Below are 16,976 nucleotides of genomic sequence, written 5' to 3'. Positions count from 1 at the left end.
GGCGACCTCATGGCCGCCTCATAGACTTGATTACAGATTCTGCGTTACGAACGAGAGCATCTGGTCGGCGGTGGAGATCACCTTGGAGTTCATCTCGTAAGCGCGCTGAGTGGTGATCATGTTGACCATCTCTTCAACGGTGCTGACGTTCGAGGTTTCCAGAGTGTTCTGCAGCGTGGTGCCGAAACCGGCCAGGCCCGGGGTACCGACTTGCGGCGCGCCGCTGGCAGCGGTTTCCAGGAACAGGTTATTGCCCACAGCCTGCAGACCGGCCGGGTTGATGAAATCGGCGGTTTGCAGGTTGCCGATCACCTGGGAGGCCGGGTTGCCGGCAACGGTGATGGACACGGTGCCGTCGCGACCGACCGTGAAGGTCTGGGCATCGTTCGGGATGACGATGGCCGGTTCCAGGGCGAAGCCGCTGGCGTTCACGATCTGACCGTTGGAGTCCAGGTGGAACGTACCGTCACGGGTGTAGGAAGTCGTGCCGTCCGGCTGCAGAATCTGGAAGAAACCGCGACCGTCGATGGCCATGTCCAACGGCTGTTCGGTGGTTTGCAGGCTGCCGGCGGTGAAGTTTTTCTGGGTGCCGACGATGCGCACACCGGTACCCACTTGCAGACCCGACGGCAGCTCACTGTCCTGGGTCGACTGGGCGCCTGGCTGGCGTTTGATCTGGTAGAGCAAGTCCTGGAACTCGGCGCGGTCACGTTTGAAACCCGTGGTCGACACGTTGGCCAGGTTGTTGGAAATGGTCGTCAGGTTGGTGTCCTGGGCGGACAGACCTGTTTTGGCAACCCATAGAGCCGGAAGCATTCGATTCTCCTCGTGCGCCTGTTTTACGGCGCGACGTTCTGATAATTAGCTGATCTGCAAGACCCGAGCCATGGCCTGGTCATCGTCTTTGGCGGTGTTCATCATCTTGATGTGCAGCTCGAACTGCTTGGCCAGGGCCAGCACCGAAGTCATTTCTTCCACGGCGTTGACGTTGCTCGACTCAAGGAAACCGGACACCAGTTTGACGTTGGCATCGGCTTGCGCAGGCTTGCCGTCCTTGGTGTGAATCGAACCGTCCAGGCCTTTGGTCATGTTCTTGAAGTCCGGGTTGACCAGTTTGATGCGGTCGACTTCCGCCATCACGCGCGGACCTTCGCCCATCGCACGAATGCTGATGGTGCCGTCCTCACCCACTTCGATTTGCTGCTCGGGCGGCACGGCAATCGGCCCGCCATTGCCCATCACCGGCATACCGTTGCCGGCCCGCAGCACGCCCAGGGCGTCGACGTTCAGGCTGCCGGTGCGCACGTAGCTTTCGCCGCCATCAGGGTTCTGCACGGCGATCCAGCCATTGCCTTGCACCGCGACATCGAGGTCGCGACCGGTTTCCACCAATGCGCCAGGGGAGAAATCGGTGGCCGGACGTTCGGACAGGGCAAACGCACGCGCCGGAAAGCTGTCGCCGAACACCGGAATCGAACGCGCCTGTTCCAGGTCTTTCTGGAAACCGTTGGTGGAGATGTTCGCCAGGTTGTTCGCATGAGCCTTCTGCGCCAGTGCATTCTGGCTGGCGCCGGTCATTGCCACATAAAGGTACTTGTCCACACTCTTTCCTCTGCATGCCGGACGTTTGCCGTCCACCGCTGTACTGCTGAGCGATAAGCAATTTGCAGACCAACTTTTTTCTGGCGGCGCAGGGCCCGGCAAACAAAGGACTTGAGGGGTTCGGAGGGGAAACGGGGATTGTGTCAAAGACGAAAAACCGGCGGTGTTATGCCGCTTCGAGGCAATCCACGGTTTCTGTCGCCTGATCATTCCCACGCTCTGCGTGGGAATGCCTCAATGGACGCTCTGCGTCCGCTCTTGGGACGCGGAGCGTCCCTGGCTGCATTCCCACGCGGAGCGTGGGAACGATCAATAATCAGGCGCTGCCGGGCTCTTTGCCGACTTCATACTCACGCAACTTATTGGCAATGGTCGTATGCGAAACCCCCAACCGCTTGCCCAGTTGGCGACTGCTCGGATGCTCGGAATACAGCCGCTCCAGCACCGCTTTCTCGAAACGCCCGACAATCTCGTCCAGCCCGCCCTCGAGCGAGAAATCGCCAAGTGGCTGACGCACGCCGTAGTCCGGCAGGCGAATATGTTCGGCCTTGACGGTCCCGCCCTCACACAAGGAAACCGCCTGGAACAACACGTTTTCCAATTGCCGGACATTGCCCGGCCAATGGTAATGACTGAGCCGTTCCATCGCCGCCGGCGCCAGTTTCGGCAGCGGGCAACCGATCTGTCGACTGGCCTGATCGAGGAAGTGTTCGACCAGCGGCGTCAAACCGTCGAGGCATTCGCGCAGTGGCGGGATGTGCAGTGAAAGCACGTTCAAACGGTGATACAAATCCTGGCGAAACTCACCCCGCGCGCACAACTCGGACAGGTCGACCTGCGTCGCGCAAATCACCCGCACATCCAGATAAACCTCTTCATCGCTGCCCACACGACGGAAGCAACCGTCCTGCAGGAAACGCAGCAATTTCACCTGCAAGCGCGGGCTCATTTCCCCGACACCATCGAGAAACAGCGTACCGCCCGCCGTCAGTTCCAGCAGACCGAGCTTGCCTTCGGCCCGCGCCCCTTCGAAAGCGCCGGGGCCGTAGCCGAACAGCTCCGTCTCCGCCATGGATTCCGGCAGGCCGGCGCAGTTGAGCGCCATCAACGGTGACTGCCCCCGCGGACTCGCCAAGTGGCAGGCGCGCGCCAACAATTCTTTACCCGTACCGGTTTCACCTTCTATTAATAGCGGCGCATCCAGCGGCGCCATGCGTCGGGCTTCGCGCACCACCGCGGCCATCACCTTCGAGCTTTGGAAAATGCTGTCGAAACCTCGCAGCTCCTGCTTGCGCACGTTATAGATGCGCTCACCGACCCGGTCGGCGCGGTGCAGCGTGAGCACCGCGCCAGCCATGGCTTCGCTGTCGTCATGCTCTGATTGCAGTGGCGCAATGTCGGCGAGAAACACGTCGCCCTTCACCTTCACCCGCAAGCCGTTGATCCGCGACTTGTTGGCGCGCACCAGTTCCGGCAAGTCGAAATCCTCGGCGTAACGCGACAGCGGTATCCCTGGCACCTCATCTACCCGCACGCCAAGCAACTGCGCCGCCGCACGGTTGGCCGCAACGATCGAGCCGCCCATGTCGATCGACAACACCGGAAACTCCAAGGCGCCGAGCAACGCATTGAGCTCCATGTGCCGACGTTCGCTGGGCATCAGCCCTACACGCTTGACACCGAACACCCCGCCAATCGCCTCAAACTTCGGACGCAATGCCTGAAACTGAATGTTGATCAGGTTCGGGCAATGCAGGTAGATCGCGTTGCCATGCTCACCGCCGACCTCGCCGCGTGCGACGTTGATCCCGTACTCCACCAGCAGGTTGAGAATGTCACGCAGAATGCCGATGCGGTTCTGGCAGTGGACTTTGATACGCATATAAATGGCCCGAAAAACGATAAATGAGATCAGTACCTGTGCGCATTCCCTGTGGGAGCGAGCCTGCTCGCGATAGCGGTATGTCAGTGGACATTTATGCTGGCTGACACACCGCTATCGCGAGCAGGCTCACTCCCACACGGGAATCGCAGCGCTCAATTGAACGCGCCCGGCAGATTTTTCTGTCAAGCGTGAAGATAGTCGTCAAGATTATGTGACACCTGCAAGCCATTTCAAACCCGAAAATCTCAATCCCTGTGCCATTGCGGCAAATCCGTAACGAATACTTTACGAAAACCGACGAAATTTCCTACGAACGGTGCAACTCGCGTGCTGCAACACTGCATTTCTTGAGGTATTTCTAGGTCCATAGCAGGACATAACAAGAACGAAATCCCCTAGCAGGAGAGCAGCATGAAGCAGACGCAATACGTGGCTCGCGAGCCCGATGCGCAAGGTTTTATCGACTACCCCGCCGAAGAACACGCGGTGTGGAACACGCTGATTACTCGCCAACTGAAAGTGATCGAGGGTCGTGCGTGCCAGGAATACCTGGACGGTATCGAAAAACTCGGTCTGCCCCACGACCGCATTCCGCAACTCGGTGAGATCAACAAGGTCCTCGGTGAAACCACCGGGTGGCAGGTTGCCCGGGTACCCGCACTGATCCCCTTCCAGACTTTTTTCGAATTGCTCGCCAACAAGCAGTTCCCGGTGGCGACGTTTATTCGTACCCGCGAAGAGCTGGATTACCTGCAAGAGCCGGACATTTTCCACGAGATCTTTGGCCACTGCCCACTGCTGACCAACCCCTGGTTTGCCGAATTCACCCACACCTACGGCAAACTCGGCCTACAGGCTTCCAAGGAAGAACGCGTTTACCTGGCGCGTCTGTACTGGATGACCATCGAGTTCGGCCTGGTCGATACAGCTGAAGGCCTGCGCATCTACGGCGGCGGCATTCTCTCCTCGCCGAAAGAAACCGTTTACTGCCTGTCGGACGAACCTGAACATCAGACCTTCGATCCGCTGGAATGCATGCGCACGCCGTACCGCATCGACATCCTGCAACCGCTGTACTTTGTCCTGCCGAACCTCAAGCGCCTGTTCGATCTCGCCCACGAAGACATCATGGGCATGGTCAAGCAAGGCATGCAGCTGGGCTTGCACACACCAAAATTTCCGCCAAAGGCCGCGTGATCCGCAGCTTTTAGAATCAAGTGAGCCTGTCAGGAACCGACGCTTTGGTTTAGCGTGGTGACACTGACGGCCGATTTCCAATAATTCGATTTCAGGAACCCATCATGTCCACATTGAACCAAGCCCATTGCGAAGCCTGCCGCGCCGATGCCCCTCAAGTCAGCGACGAAGAACTGCCGGTACTGATCAAGCAGATTCCCGACTGGAACATCGAAGTGCGCGACGGCGTGATGCAGTTGGAAAAAGTTTTCCTGTTCAAGAACTTCAAGCACGCACTGGCGTTCACCAACGCCGTCGGTGAAATCTCCGAGGCTGAAGGTCACCACCCAGGCCTGCTGACCGAGTGGGGCAAAGTCACCGTGACCTGGTGGAGCCATTCCATCAAGGGCCTGCATCGCAACGATTTCATCATGGCCGCGCGCACTGACGAAGTGGCCAAGGACGCCGAGGGCCGCAAATAATGCATTTCGACGCCATCGGACGAGTACCCGGCGACCCGATTCTCGGCCTGATGGAGGCCTATGCGCAGGACCCCAACCCGCGCAAATTCGACCTCGGCGTGGGCGTCTATAAAGATGCCCAGGGCCTGACACCGATCCCCCAGTCCGTGAAGCTCGCCGAGCAACGCCTGGTGGATCGTCAGACCACCAAGACCTACATCGGCGGCCACGGTGAATCGGCGTTCGGCAAGGCCATCGTTGAACTGGTGCTGGGTGCCGATTCTCCGTTGATCACCGAACAACGGACTGGCGCGACGCAAACGCCGGGCGGCACCGGCGCGCTGCGCTTGAGCGCCGATTTTATCGCCCAGTGCCTACCGGGCCGTGGCGTGTGGCTGAGCAACCCGACCTGGCCGATCCACGAAACCATCTTCGCGGCAGCCGGAGTCAAGGTCAGTCATTACCCGTATGTCGGCAGCGATAACCGCCTCGACGTCGAAGCGATGCTCGCAGTACTCAATGAAGCGCCGAAGGGCGATGTGGTGCTGCTGCACGCTTGCTGCCATAACCCGACCGGTTTCGATCTGTCCCATGATGATTGGCGCCGGGTGCTGGATGTGGTGCGCAGTCGCGATCTGGTGCCACTGATCGATTTCGCCTACCAAGGCTTCGGCGATGGCCTGGAACAGGATGCCTGGTCAACCCGGTTGTTCGCTGCCGCCTTGCCGGAAGTGCTGATCACCAGTTCCTGCTCGAAGAACTTCGGCCTGTACCGCGACCGTACCGGTGCGCTGATTGTCTGCGCGAAAACCGCTGACAAGCTGGTGGATATCCGCAGCCAACTGGCCAACATCGCCCGCAACCTGTGGTCGACACCGCCGGATCACGGCGCTGCTGTGGTAGCGACCATCCTCGGTGATCCAGAGCTGAAAAGCCTCTGGGCCGACGAAGTGGAAGCCATGCGTTTGCGTATCGCCCAACTGCGCAGCGGTTTGGTTGAAGCGCTTGAACCTCATGGTTTGCGCGAGCGCTTTGCGCATATCGGCGTGCAGCGCGGGATGTTTTCCTACACCGGTTTGACGCCGGAACAGGTCAAACAATTGCGTGATCATCACAGTGTTTACATGGTGGGCACTGGTCGGGCAAACGTCGCCGGAATCGATGCCACACGCCTTGATTTGCTGGCCGAGGCAATCGCCGAAGTCTGCAAATAAGCATCAAACCCTGCACAGCCCCCTGTGGGAGCGAGCCTGCTCGCGATGCGGTGGATCAGTCAGTGTTGATGTCGACTGACACTCCGCATTCGCGAGCAGGCTCGCTCCCACATTTATGTTGTGTCGCTCCCTCTTGCAGACCTGTCTAGACAATCCCATCCGTCGCAACAATTGGATATAAAAGTCTATTTGTCATTTCTTCTGCTGTATCCTCCCCAAGCTTTTTAAAAGCGCGGATCTACCAGATCTATCAACAGACTTTGCGAGGAGCGCGATATGCACGAGATCCCTAATCTCCCCTTCCCAAGCCTGCACGAAACTGAGCAGACGCCCACGCAACAAGCCGGCGCCCAACAGCCCGAGCCGAAAGAAGCCACTGAACGCCGCAAGGCCGACAGCGAAGACTGATTTACCTGCAATGCCAGACCGTGTGGAAAGCGCTAACATGCGCTTTCCACACCGCCTGAACCCCGAGCCCCACCATGACCGACGACTTCAGCCCTACTTTTGACGAAGCTCAGCAAGCCAGCGTCCTGATCGGCACCACCGAGAAGATGATCGAGATCTGGAATCGCCTGTCCCCCGAAAAACGCGCCGCGCTGCTCGCCCGCTTCGGCAGCGAAGAAAACGCCTTGGCCGCCCTGGTCACCACGCACCTGGTCGCACCCGCCAAACCCTGATTCATCCCCGTCCGGCAAATAGTTTTACTTTTTCCACGACCAGTAGCCGCTCGCGCCGCTATCATAAGCAGCCTATCTATCCTGCTTCCCCGTGGATCTTTACCCATGTCTGAAAACCAGCGCCCCCTGGCGGTCACGCTGCAAGTCGTTTCCATCGTCCTGTTCACCTTCATCGGCTACCTGAATATCGGCATTCCCCTGGCCGTGTTGCCGGGTTACGTCCACAGCGATCTGGGCTTCGGCGCCGTCATTGCCGGCCTGGTGATCAGCGTGCAATACCTGGCCACCCTGCTCAGCCGTCCGTATGCCGGAAAAATCATCGATAACAAGGGCAGCAAACTCGCCGTGATGTACGGCCTCGCCGGCTGCGGTTTGAGCGGCGTGTTCATGCTTATTTCGGCCTGGACCCAAAGCTTGCCGACCTTGAGCCTGATCAGCCTGTTGATCGGCCGTCTGGTACTCGGCAGCGCGGAAAGCCTGGTGGGCTCCGGCTCGATTGGCTGGGGCATCGGCCGGGTCGGCGCGGCGAACACCGCCAAGGTCATTTCCTGGAACGGCATCGCCAGTTATGGCGCACTGGCAGTCGGCGCACCGCTGGGCGTGCTGCTGGTTAATCAGCTGGGCTTGTGGAGCATGGGCGTGAGCATCGTGTTGCTGGCCGTCCTCGGCCTCGTGCTGGCCTGGCCGAAAACCGCCGCACCGATTGTGGTCGGCGAGCGTTTGCCGTTCATGCATGTGCTGGGGCGCGTCCTGCCACATGGTTGCGGTCTGGCGCTGGGCTCGATCGGCTTTGGCACCATCGCCACCTTCATCACCCTGTATTACGCCACGCAACACTGGGACAACGCGGTGCTGTGCCTGAGCCTGTTCGGTGCCAGTTTCATTGGTGCGCGGCTGCTGTTCGGCAACCTGATCAACCGCCTCGGCGGCTTTCGCGTGGCGATTGCCTGCCTGTCGGTGGAAACCCTCGGCTTGCTGCTGCTGTGGCTGGCGCCGGACGCTCATTGGGCATTGGCCGGTGCGGCACTGAGCGGGTTCGGTTTCTCGCTGGTATTCCCCGCGCTGGGGGTGGAAGCGGTCAACCTGGTACCGGCCTCAAGTCGTGGCGCGGCAGTCGGGGCTTATTCGTTGTTCATCGATTTGTCGCTGGGGATCACCGGGCCGGTGGCGGGTGCGATTGCGGCAGGTTTTGGCTTTGCCTCGATTTTCCTGTTCGCCGCGATTGCCGCGTTGAGCGGTCTGGCACTGAGTGTTTACTTGTACCGGCAGGCGCCGAAGCATCTCAATGAAAAGTACCGGGAAGAACGCCAAGCCCGCTAAAAATCGACCTTGCCACGCCCGGCCTTGATGCTGCCGCGCTTGGTCTTGGACTCCAACCGACGCTTCTTCGAACCGAGGGTCGGTTTGGTCGGGCGACGTTTCTTTTCGACCTTGGTGGCACTGAGGATCAACTCGGTCAGCCGTTCCAACGCATCCGCGCGATTGGCTTCCTGCGTGCGGTATTGCTGGGCCTTGATGATCAACACCCCTTCGCTGGTGATACGACTGTCACGCAGCGCCAGCAGCCGCTCCTTGTAGAACTCGGGCAAGGACGAGGCCGGAATGTCGAAACGCAGGTGCACCGCGCTGGAGACCTTGTTGACGTTCTGCCCTCCGGCGCCTTGGGCGCGGATGGCGGTCAATTCGATCTCGGCATCCGGCAGATGCACGTTGTTGGAAATTACCAGCATGGAAAAGCGTCCGGGTTCAGAACGCTCAGGATACCGCGAATGAACTGAAAGAATGCGGTCCCTGTGGGAGTGAGCCTGCTCGCGATAGCGGTGTGTCAGGCAACTAAGATGTTGACACACCGCTATCGCGAGCAGGCTCACTCCTACAAGGGATTTGTGTAAAACCCGAAAACAACAAACCCGGCACATGGCCGGGTTTGTTGTTTCTGTACTTACATTATTTCGCTACGGAACCCGCAGCTTGCAACGCATGCCGGTCACGACGCTTGTTCTTGATGCCGTAGCAAATCCACATGAACGCGACCCACACCGGAATCGCATACACCGAGATCTGAATCCCCGGAATCAGCAGCATGACGCCCAGAATGAACATCACGAATGCCAGGCAGATGTAGTTCCCGTACGGGTACCACAGGGCCTTGAACAGCGGTGTCTGTTTGGTCTTGTTCATGTGCTGGCGGAACTTGAAGTGCGAGAAGCTGATCATCGCCCAGTTGATCACCAGGGTGGCAACCACCAGCGACATCAACAGTTCCAGCGCGTTTTGCGGGATCAGGTAGTTCAGCAATACGGCAATCAATGTCACCGCCGCCGACGCAAGGATCGAACGCACTGGCACGCCGCGCTTGTCGATCTTCGACAAGGCTTTCGGCGCATCGCCCTGCTCGGCCATGCCCAGCAGCATGCGGCTGTTGCAGTAGGTGCCGCTGTTGTACACCGACAGCGCCGCGGTCAGGACCACGAAGTTGAGGATGTGCGCAGCGGTGTCGCTGCCGAGCATCGAGAACACTTGCACGAACGGGCTGCCGCTGTAGGAATCACCCGACGCGTTCAGGGTCGCCAACAGGCTGTCCCATGGCGTCAAGGAAAGCAGGATAACCAACGCACCGATGTAGAAAATCAGGATCCGGTAGATCACCTGGTTGATGGCTTTCGGGATCACGGTTTTCGGCTTGTCGGCTTCCGCGGCGGTGAAACCGAGCATTTCCAGGCCGCCGAAGGAGAACATGATGATCGCCATGGCCATCACCAAACCGCTGACGCCATTCGGGAAGAAGCCGCCGTGGGCCCACAGGTTAGTCACCGACGCTTGCGGGCCGCCGTCGCCGCTGACCAGCAGGTAGCTGCCGAGCGCAATCATGCCGACGATGGCCACGACCTTGATGATCGCAAACCAGAACTCGGCCTCACCAAAGACTTTGACGTTCGCCAGGTTGATCAGGTTGATCAAGACGAAGAAGCCGGCTGCCGAGACCCAGGTCGGGATGTCTGGCGCCCAGTAGTGGATGTATTTACCGACTGCGGTCAGCTCCGACATGCCCACCAGAATGTACAGAATCCAGCAGTTCCAGCCCGACAGGAAGCCGGCGAAACCGCCCCAGTATTTATGGGCGAAGTGGCTGAAGGAACCGGCGACAGGCTCTTCGACGATCATTTCGCCGAGCTGGCGCATGATCATGAAAGCAATGAAGCCGCAGATGGCGTAGCCGAGGATCATCGACGGGCCGGCGGATTTCAGTACGCCGGCCGAGCCGAGGAACAGCCCGGTACCGATCGCGCCACCGAGGGCGATCAGTTGAATGTGGCGATTTTTCAGGCCGCGTTTCAGCTCGCCTGAATGCGAGTTTTGTCCACTCATGAAAAGGGTCTCACGCAAGGTTTGATGATGTTCGTTAGACGTTGCTGCTCGGTTGCGATTTCAAGCAGCGCCGATCAAACCCCAGCGAAGGCAAAAGGAGTTCAGCGTTTTTACAACGGTCATGCGTCACCTGTTTGTTTTTATCTGTGACGAAATCGAACCCGACACGCTTGTGGCGCGGCGGAGTGAACAAGACGGATAGCCTTGAGGTTTGCGCAGATGCGCAGGAGGTCACAGTTAAAACGCGGCGCATTGTACACCTGTAACCCCCTGCTGCCAGACACTGCTGGATCAGCGTGTCATTTGCCGGGATTGCCTGTGTCCGCCTCGAGGGTCTCGGGCGGCTGCAAAAATTGAGTCAGACCTTTGCGGGTCATCGACGGGGACGGCGGAAAAATCGCCCCTCGCAGAGAAGTGGAAATGAGTCACGGCGTACATTGCGCCTCCTTCTTGTTATGCACCTGCACGACAGGCATGGGGCGCATCTCACCCTTCAACCGCGCCTGAAACAAGCGGGCCAGAGCCCTGCGCGCAGGTTAAATGGCTGCTGGGCGGAAGGTTTTCCTTACATCCCTTCCGCAAGCGTCAAACCAAGGGCTTTGAGGCTCTATTTCGTCAGCATTTCTTTACATGCCGTAACGTAAATTTGCCGAATCAGATTTGACGTTAGCCTGACTGCAAATTGACGGTAGGAAGCTTCCTAAGGAAAAGGTCGAGTTAGTTTTCTGTTTTTTATTAACAAATTGCTTAATAAAAAACAGAACAAAAAGTTCAAACAAATCTTATTTGATTATTTTTTTGCAATTTAAAAACCTGTGAACTAGGTTTTCAGCGACTTGCCGAGGCGCATCAATCAGCAAGTTGGCGGGTTATTCAATGACTGAAAACGCGCCGCAGCACTTACCGAAAAAGTCATCTAGGAGATTCACAATGCAAGCACTTGAAAAAGACTTGGAAACTGAACTGCAACTGGACGATTGGTTTGAAGCACCGACCCATGACGCCGCCGTTGAAATGATGCAAGCCGATGCGGTTGTTCCGTTCGGCACGGCGATGTGGCCTCTGTAAGACATCCCGGCAGGCACGATCCGGCCGGTTGTGCCTGCCACTTTTTCTCGGTTTGTCAGGGAGGACTACATGGATAAGCAACGCGCCATTTCGCATTTCCTTTACTACCTCGAACAGCACCCTGCCCTTGTCGGCATCAACCCGGCGAAGGTCTTGCTCGGCCACACGGCTGATTATCAGGCACTGACGAGCACCATCGCCGAACAGGCCGGTGCCAGCCCACGCTTCAGTTTCAGCGCAATGCGACTGGATCTGGAGCCCACGGAATTGCTGGCCCAGGCGATTGCCGACAGCGATCTGTACATTTTCTTCTACGACTCTTCCACCCTGCCCAACCCGCGCCCCGACGGCCCGGAATTTGTCCGCGCGCTGCAAGGCGTCATGGCCGAGAACTGGAAGAAGTCGCTGCTGTTCAAGGATTACGGCGATTACTTCTACGACACGTTCAGTGTCACCCCGCAGCGCATTGCCGGGTTGAACAGCCACTTGATCCAGCGCATGTCCCATGCCACCACGTTAAGTTTCAAAGATGATCACGGCTCGTGGTTCGAAACACCGTTGAGCAGTATCAAGAAGTGGACCGACATCAACGGTGTCGGCAACTTCGATCTGGCGCCGGGTGAGATTGCCACGCACAGCGAGGCCATTAACGGCAGGGTCAAGTTCATGGGGACTTTTCTCAGCACCATTCCATTTGCCCGCAAATACGGGGTGCTGGAGTCGCCACTGGAGTTGTGGATCGAGAATTCGACCATCAGCAAAATCGCCACCGAGGTGCCGGGACTGGAACATGACTTCAACAAGTACCTGGAGGCCAATCCATCCAATCGACGGATTGAGGAGCTGGGGATCGGCACCAACGAAGGCGTGAAGACGCTGTATGCGCGCAATGCCGGGTTCGAGGAACGCCATTGCGGGCTGCATCTGGGATTGGGCGGTGGCGCGAAGGGTAGCCATCATCTGGACCTGATCTTTTCCAGCGGCGTGTTGGCGCTGGATGATGAGCCGGTGTTTGATGGGCGGTTTGTGTTTTAGCCACTAAGTAGGCGGTGCCGCTACGGGCCTCATCGCGAGCAGGCTCGCTCCCACAGGTGACCGCGTTCCTCCTCCTCCCTTCAAGTCCTACCATACAAGCGAGCCTGCTCGCGATGAGGCCCGAACAGTCACCACCTTACTTAAAGTCAGACATAAAAAAACGCCAACCCGAAGGTTGGCGTTTTTTAGAGGGGCGCTTACCGATTACTCAGGCTTGCGACGACCGAAGCCCGGACGTTGGCCCGAACCGGCTGGCGCACCACGGCGCTTGCCCGATGGCGCGTCCTTGTCGACCAGAACGATGCCTGGACGCTTCTTCGCCGGAGCCTTGGCCGGGCGCTTGGTGTCGGAAGGACGGTCTGCCACAGGCGTACCGCGACCCGACTCACCACGAGACTCGCCACGACCGGCTGGAGCACCGCGATCGCTACGACCACCGCTTGGCGCACTGCGGCCTTCGCCGCGTTCGGTGCGACCATTGGCCGGACGTGGCGTGCGTGGACCGCGCTCGCCGTCAGCACGAGGTGCTGCTGGTTTGCGGGCTGGACGTTCGCCTTCGATATGCGGTTCGCGGGTATCACGCGGCGTAGCAGCGCTCTGGTTACCGATGGCTGGACGCAACGAACGCACGCGCTCGGTCTTGCCCATCGGACGCGACGATTTACGCTGCATGCGATCGAGCTTGTCTTTGCTCTTGGCGTTCATTTGCGGCATGGCCACCGGGGTCAAGCCGACTTCAGCACTCAGAATGTCGACTTCGTACTGGCTCATTTCGCGCCAGCGACCCATCGGCAGGTCGGAGTTGAGGAACACCGGACCGAAACGCACACGCTTCAAACGGCTGACCACCAGGCCCTGGGATTCCCACAGACGACGGACTTCGCGGTTGCGACCTTCCATCACCACGCAGTGGTACCAGTGGTTGAAACCTTCGCCACCTGGCGCCTGCTTGATGTCGGTGAACTTGGCCGGGCCGTCTTCGAGGACGACGCCTGCTTTCAGACGCTCGATCATCTCGTCATCGACTTCGCCACGGACACGCACCGCGTACTCACGGTCCATTTCGTAGGAAGGGTGCATCAGGCGGTTGGCCAGTTCACCGTCGGTGGTGAACATCAGCAGACCGGTGGTGTTGATGTCCAGACGACCGATGTTGATCCAGCGACCTTCTTTCGGGCGCGGCATCTTGTCGAAAACGGTCGGACGGCCTTCCGGATCGAGGCGGGTGCAGATTTCGCCGTCCGGCTTGTTGTACATGATCACGCGGCGTACCGACTCGGCGGCTTCTTCGCGCTTGATCACCTTGCCATCAATGGTGATGGCGTCGTGCATGTCGACGCGCTGCCCGAGGGTGGCGTCTTTGCCATTGACCTTGATGCGGCCGTGGCTGATCCAGGCTTCTACGTCACGGCGCGAGCCGACGCCGATACGGGCGAGGACTTTCTGCAGTTTTTCGCCTGCTGGGCCGATTTCCTGGTCGTCTTTCTGGTCGTTGATACTCATCTGGGCACCTCCCGGTGTGGTCTGTTCAGGCAGCTCTGAAGTGAGGGACCTGAAGAGTTGAAAGCTGGGTCTAGGGCAAAGGGATCGCCGAAGGGTCGCGAATCATACGCTCATGGGAGCGTTCGCGCATCAGAGACTAGCTGATCAATGGCGACTTACTTGATTTTCCGCCGACCGGTGGTGCCGAGTTTGCTCAACCGCGACACTGCCCCCCTGTGTGAGCGAACCTGCTCGCTCCCACAGGGGTTAGGGTTTCTTTAGCTCGATCTATCGCAAGTTGCTTGCGACATCACTGGCTGACCACAATCTTCCCGATCATCTGCGGATGCAGCGCACAAAAATACTCAAACTCCCCCGGCGTGTTGAACACCCAGGAAAAGCTGTCATTCGTATCCAGCGCCCCTGAGCGAAACACCTTATGGGTTTCCGCCACCGTATGCGGGATCTGGTCATCGTTTACCCACGTCACTTTGGTGCCCACGGCCACGTTCAAATCCTTGGGCGCAAACATGAACTCTTTGATATCGATTTTCACCTCCTGAGCCCACACCGGCATAGACAGCATCAGGCAGACAACGGCCAACATTCGCGTTTTCATCCCCGTTCCTCCGCTAAACCAGTGTCGAATCGATCAGCGCCAGCGGATGCTCGCCCTGCGTCGCTCGCACATCGGTGAGCCCTAAATAATTGCGCAGTTGATCAGCCGCCACCGTCATCGGTCCCGGTGCCGGCGCCGTACCCGGTGCAGGTTGTGGATAAGCCGTGCCGCGGGCGGTGTGGAAGGTGATATTGCCTTCAACCTTCTGGATGACCTGATGGATATGCCCGTTCAATACCGTCACCGAACCGTACTTGCGCAGCATGGCAATCGCCTGATCGCCATCTTCGGTGCCCCAACCCCACGGCTGATAAATCGTCCACAACGGAATATGGGTAAACACCACGATTGGCGTGCTGCTCGTCACAGCGCGCAGGTCATCGGCCAGCCAGGCCAGTTGATCGGCGCCAAGCGTCGCTTCATGGCCAGCCTGGAAATTGAAGACATTCACCAACCCGATGAAATGCACGCCGTGGTCATCGAAGCTGTACCAGCCATTGCCTTTGGTGCCCTTGCCGTAACGCTCCAGATAGAGCTTGCCGCCGCCCTCGTCGAGGGTGTCGTGCTCGCCCGGCACGTAGTGCACGGTGGACGGAAGGCCCTTGAGCAGTTGCGCCGCCGTATCGAATTCTTCCGGTTTCGACAGGTGGGTGATATCGCCGGTATGCAGGATCAACGACGGCCGTTTCGGCAATGCGATGACCTTGTCGATGGCCACCTGCAAGGTCTTCGACGGTTCCGGATTGGCCTCCTTGTTGAAACCGATGTGCGAGTCGCTGATCTGCACAAAGTGGAACGTGCTGGCCAGCGCCTTGGGGTCGGAGACGTTGCCGGAATCGTCCAGCGCAAAGGCCCGCGGAATACCGCCGCTCAGGGCCCAGAGCACCCCGGCCCCGGCCCACGCGGAGCACTTGAGCAGTGTCCGGCGGTCGGGGTTCAGCGGACCGTCGGTGCGTCGTTCGTGTTTCGTATGAATGTCCATCGGTGTGCCCTCGCTAGCGGACTACAGTGATGTAGCTGACACGAGATACAACCTTGTGGGACGAGTCTTTATTCCACGTCGCAAAATTATTTTTTCCCCGGGAATAAAACACAGCGAATGACAGTTATAGGGGTGGGACGTTGCGGGAATCACTATGAAGCGATTTGAGGACTTGTTTGCGCCCCACATGGACGCCGCCTACAACCTCGCGCGCTGGCTCACCGGTAACGACAGCGCCGCGCGCGACGTCGTGCAGGAAAGCGCCCTGCGGGCCTTCAGATTCTTGCACCGTTTCACCGACGGCAATGCCAAGGCCTGGTTTCTGACCATCGTGCGTAACGAAAGCTACACCTGGCTCAAGGCCTCGGCCGGCCACCACTGGGTGGCTATCGGCGATGAACTGCCCGAAGACGATGCCGCGTTGAGTCACGGCCAAACCCCCGAGTTGCTGGCCATACACACGGAAAACGCGATGCTTGTCCAGCAAGCCCTGTGCGCCCTGCCGCCCATATTTCGCGAGGTGATTATTCTGAAGGAGCTCGAAGACATGCCCTACAAGGACATCGCCTTGGTCGCCGACATCCCGATCGGCACCGTCATGTCGAGACTGGCCCGGGCTCGCGCCATGCTCAAGCTCGAACTACTGAAGTTGCATGATCATGAATGAACTCGACTGCACGGCTTGCCAGATGCTGGTTCATGGCTATCTGGACAAGGAACTCGATACGGTGATGGCTGCCCGGGTCGCCGGGCATTTGGCTGTATGTGCCAACTGCGCGCGGTTGCATGATCAGGCGCGGCTACTGAAGGTCAGCGTGAAGCGACATGCGCCGTATTACTCGGCACCGGTGTCGTTGACTGCCAACCTTTTCGCCCCTGTTGCGCCACAAACCCGTGCAGTGGAACGTTGGCGAAAATGGTTCGCGCCTGTTTTTTCGGCGACAGCGCTGGCCTTGGCAGTGATGCTGTATGTCGTCACGCCGGCCAGCGAACAGCCGTTGATGGATGAGGCGGTCTCCAGCCATGTCCGCTCGTTAATGGGTGAACATTTGAACGATGTGGTTTCATCCGACCGCCATACAGTGAAGCCTTGGTTCACCGGCAAGCTCGACTTCTCGCCACCGGTATTCGATTACTCGGCGCAGGGCTTTCCATTATTGGGTGGACGGTTGGATTACCTGCAACATCAGACCACGGCGGCCCTGAGTTATGGGCGCGCCAAGCACATTATCAATGTGTTTATCCTGCCCACGCAGGAGGCGGACAAGCCGCTTCAGAGTCAGATGGTCCGCGGCTTTAACGTCGTGTTCTGGCAAGAAAACCACATGCAATTTGTACTGGTTTCCGATCTGGAGAAAAGTGAGCTGGAGGCGTTCAGCCAGTTGCTCAAGAACGGCGCCTGA

The 16,976-nt window shown here is 58.6% G+C and carries 18 protein-coding genes; 10 read left to right on the top strand and 8 right to left on the bottom strand.

All coding sequences use genetic code 11. The features are described from left to right. Positions 1–30: 30 nt before the first annotated feature. The 3 genes from flgG to IB252_RS03180 all read right to left on the bottom strand — a co-directional run bounded on the left by flgG (position 31) and on the right by IB252_RS03180 (position 3,484). A complete protein-coding gene (gene flgG / locus IB252_RS03190; protein WP_008011001.1) occupies positions 31–816 on the bottom strand; it encodes a flagellar basal-body rod protein FlgG in 786 nt (261 codons plus the stop codon). Positions 817–861: 45 nt separating this feature from the next. Next, positions 862–1,602, bottom strand: a complete 741-nt coding sequence (locus tag IB252_RS03185) for a flagellar basal body rod protein FlgF (RefSeq protein WP_111451851.1) — start codon at positions 1,600–1,602, stop codon at positions 862–864. Between the two features lie 316 nt (positions 1,603–1,918). Further along, positions 1,919–3,484 (bottom strand): sigma-54-dependent transcriptional regulator, encoded by a 1,566-nt coding sequence (locus IB252_RS03180; RefSeq protein WP_074874485.1) that lies wholly within the window; start codon positions 3,482–3,484, stop codon positions 1,919–1,921. Positions 3,485–3,898: 414 nt separating this feature from the next. On the opposite strand from IB252_RS03180, the gene phhA reads away from it, so the two are divergent. From phhA to IB252_RS03155, 6 genes are all read left to right on the top strand, one after another. Then, on the top strand, positions 3,899–4,684 hold the full coding sequence (gene phhA, locus IB252_RS03175) for a phenylalanine 4-monooxygenase (protein WP_111451849.1): 786 nt from the start codon (positions 3,899–3,901) through the stop codon (positions 4,682–4,684). A gap of 104 nt (positions 4,685–4,788) precedes the next feature. After that, positions 4,789–5,145 carry a 4a-hydroxytetrahydrobiopterin dehydratase gene (locus IB252_RS03170; protein ID WP_060541364.1) on the top strand — a complete coding sequence of 119 codons (357 nt, stop codon included), beginning with the start codon at positions 4,789–4,791 and terminating at the stop codon, positions 5,143–5,145. After that, positions 5,145–6,338, top strand: a complete 1,194-nt coding sequence (locus IB252_RS03165) for an amino acid aminotransferase (protein WP_111451848.1) — start codon at positions 5,145–5,147, stop codon at positions 6,336–6,338. The genes IB252_RS03170 and IB252_RS03165 overlap by 1 nt, the downstream gene beginning before the upstream one ends. Positions 6,339–6,614: 276 nt before the next feature. Next, a complete protein-coding gene (locus IB252_RS30290; protein ID WP_008156098.1) occupies positions 6,615–6,746 on the top strand; it encodes a hypothetical protein in 132 nt (43 codons plus the stop codon). A 74-nt stretch (positions 6,747–6,820) separates the two neighbouring features. Next, entirely contained in the window at positions 6,821–7,018 is a 198-nt protein-coding gene (locus tag IB252_RS03160; protein ID WP_192406730.1) for a hypothetical protein, read from the top strand. Between the two features lie 105 nt (positions 7,019–7,123). Further along, entirely contained in the window at positions 7,124–8,338 is a 1,215-nt protein-coding gene (locus IB252_RS03155) for an MFS transporter (RefSeq protein WP_192406728.1), read from the top strand. Here IB252_RS03155 and arfB read toward each other — a convergent pair. Beyond that, positions 8,335–8,748, bottom strand: a complete 414-nt coding sequence (gene arfB / locus IB252_RS03150) for an alternative ribosome rescue aminoacyl-tRNA hydrolase ArfB (RefSeq protein ID WP_008010994.1) — start codon at positions 8,746–8,748, stop codon at positions 8,335–8,337. The two genes, IB252_RS03155 and arfB, sit on opposite strands and share 4 nt — an antisense overlap. 217 nt (positions 8,749–8,965) lie before the next feature. Continuing rightward, a complete protein-coding gene (locus IB252_RS03145) occupies positions 8,966–10,387 on the bottom strand; it encodes an amino acid permease (protein WP_192406726.1) in 1,422 nt (473 codons plus the stop codon). Between the two features lie 930 nt (positions 10,388–11,317). Between IB252_RS03145 and IB252_RS03140 the strand changes: the two genes are divergently transcribed. Both IB252_RS03140 and IB252_RS03135 read left to right on the top strand, forming a co-directional pair. Then, on the top strand, positions 11,318–11,455 hold the full coding sequence (locus IB252_RS03140) for a hypothetical protein (RefSeq protein ID WP_008156111.1): 138 nt from the start codon (positions 11,318–11,320) through the stop codon (positions 11,453–11,455). Positions 11,456–11,524: 69 nt separating this feature from the next. Beyond that, positions 11,525–12,490, top strand: coding sequence for a leucyl aminopeptidase (locus IB252_RS03135; protein WP_192406724.1), 966 nt, complete (start codon positions 11,525–11,527; stop codon positions 12,488–12,490). Between the two features lie 204 nt (positions 12,491–12,694). Here IB252_RS03135 and rluB read toward each other — a convergent pair whose 3' ends face one another. The 3 genes from rluB to IB252_RS03120 all read right to left on the bottom strand — a co-directional run bounded on the left by rluB (position 12,695) and on the right by IB252_RS03120 (position 15,573). After that, the gene (gene rluB / locus IB252_RS03130; protein WP_111451842.1) at positions 12,695–13,993 is read right to left on the bottom strand and encodes a 23S rRNA pseudouridine(2605) synthase RluB; all 1,299 of its coding nucleotides are present in this window, start codon (positions 13,991–13,993) and stop codon (positions 12,695–12,697) included. 289 nt (positions 13,994–14,282) lie between these two features. Further along, on the bottom strand, positions 14,283–14,591 hold the full coding sequence (locus IB252_RS03125) for a cupredoxin family copper-binding protein (RefSeq protein ID WP_192406722.1): 309 nt from the start codon (positions 14,589–14,591) through the stop codon (positions 14,283–14,285). Positions 14,592–14,604: 13 nt separating this feature from the next. Further along, positions 14,605–15,573 carry a metallophosphoesterase family protein gene (locus IB252_RS03120; protein ID WP_192406720.1) on the bottom strand — a complete coding sequence of 323 codons (969 nt, stop codon included), beginning with the start codon at positions 15,571–15,573 and terminating at the stop codon, positions 14,605–14,607. A gap of 154 nt (positions 15,574–15,727) precedes the next feature. On the opposite strand from IB252_RS03120, the gene IB252_RS03115 reads away from it, so the two are divergent. Next, positions 15,728–16,240, top strand: a complete 513-nt coding sequence (locus IB252_RS03115; protein ID WP_111451839.1) for a sigma-70 family RNA polymerase sigma factor — start codon at positions 15,728–15,730, stop codon at positions 16,238–16,240. Further along, positions 16,233–16,976 carry an anti-sigma factor family protein gene (locus IB252_RS03110; RefSeq protein ID WP_192406718.1) on the top strand — a complete coding sequence of 248 codons (744 nt, stop codon included), beginning with the start codon at positions 16,233–16,235 and terminating at the stop codon, positions 16,974–16,976. Before IB252_RS03115 ends, IB252_RS03110 begins: the two co-directional genes overlap by 8 nt.

The organism is Pseudomonas sp. PDM10, assembly GCF_014852295.1.
Lineage (GTDB): Bacteria > Pseudomonadota > Gammaproteobacteria > Pseudomonadales > Pseudomonadaceae > Aquipseudomonas.
The sequence above is the reverse complement of the archived record's forward strand: the minus strand, read 5'-3'. Positions and strand labels throughout refer to the sequence as shown.

Coding starts and splice junctions, on each gene's coding strand:
- flgG (WP_008011001.1), bottom strand. CDS start 816: ATGCTTCCGGCTCTATGGGTTGCCAAAACAGGTCTGTCCGCCCAGGAC.
- IB252_RS03180 (WP_074874485.1), bottom strand. CDS start 3,484: ATGCGTATCAAAGTCCACTGCCAGAACCGCATCGGCATTCTGCGTGAC.
- phhA (WP_111451849.1), top strand. CDS start 3,899: ATGAAGCAGACGCAATACGTGGCTCGCGAGCCCGATGCGCAAGGTTTT.
- IB252_RS03170 (WP_060541364.1), top strand. CDS start 4,789: ATGTCCACATTGAACCAAGCCCATTGCGAAGCCTGCCGCGCCGATGCC.
- IB252_RS03165 (WP_111451848.1), top strand. CDS start 5,145: ATGCATTTCGACGCCATCGGACGAGTACCCGGCGACCCGATTCTCGGC.
- IB252_RS30290 (WP_008156098.1), top strand. CDS start 6,615: ATGCACGAGATCCCTAATCTCCCCTTCCCAAGCCTGCACGAAACTGAG.
- IB252_RS03160 (WP_192406730.1), top strand. CDS start 6,821: ATGACCGACGACTTCAGCCCTACTTTTGACGAAGCTCAGCAAGCCAGC.
- IB252_RS03155 (WP_192406728.1), top strand. CDS start 7,124: ATGTCTGAAAACCAGCGCCCCCTGGCGGTCACGCTGCAAGTCGTTTCC.
- arfB (WP_008010994.1), bottom strand. CDS start 8,748: ATGCTGGTAATTTCCAACAACGTGCATCTGCCGGATGCCGAGATCGAA.
- IB252_RS03145 (WP_192406726.1), bottom strand. CDS start 10,387: ATGAGTGGACAAAACTCGCATTCAGGCGAGCTGAAACGCGGCCTGAAA.
- IB252_RS03140 (WP_008156111.1), top strand. CDS start 11,318: ATGCAAGCACTTGAAAAAGACTTGGAAACTGAACTGCAACTGGACGAT.
- IB252_RS03135 (WP_192406724.1), top strand. CDS start 11,525: ATGGATAAGCAACGCGCCATTTCGCATTTCCTTTACTACCTCGAACAG.
- rluB (WP_111451842.1), bottom strand. CDS start 13,993: ATGAGTATCAACGACCAGAAAGACGACCAGGAAATCGGCCCAGCAGGC.
- IB252_RS03125 (WP_192406722.1), bottom strand. CDS start 14,591: ATGAAAACGCGAATGTTGGCCGTTGTCTGCCTGATGCTGTCTATGCCG.
- IB252_RS03120 (WP_192406720.1), bottom strand. CDS start 15,573: ATGGACATTCATACGAAACACGAACGACGCACCGACGGTCCGCTGAAC.
- IB252_RS03115 (WP_111451839.1), top strand. CDS start 15,728: ATGAAGCGATTTGAGGACTTGTTTGCGCCCCACATGGACGCCGCCTAC.
- IB252_RS03110 (WP_192406718.1), top strand. CDS start 16,233: ATGAATGAACTCGACTGCACGGCTTGCCAGATGCTGGTTCATGGCTAT.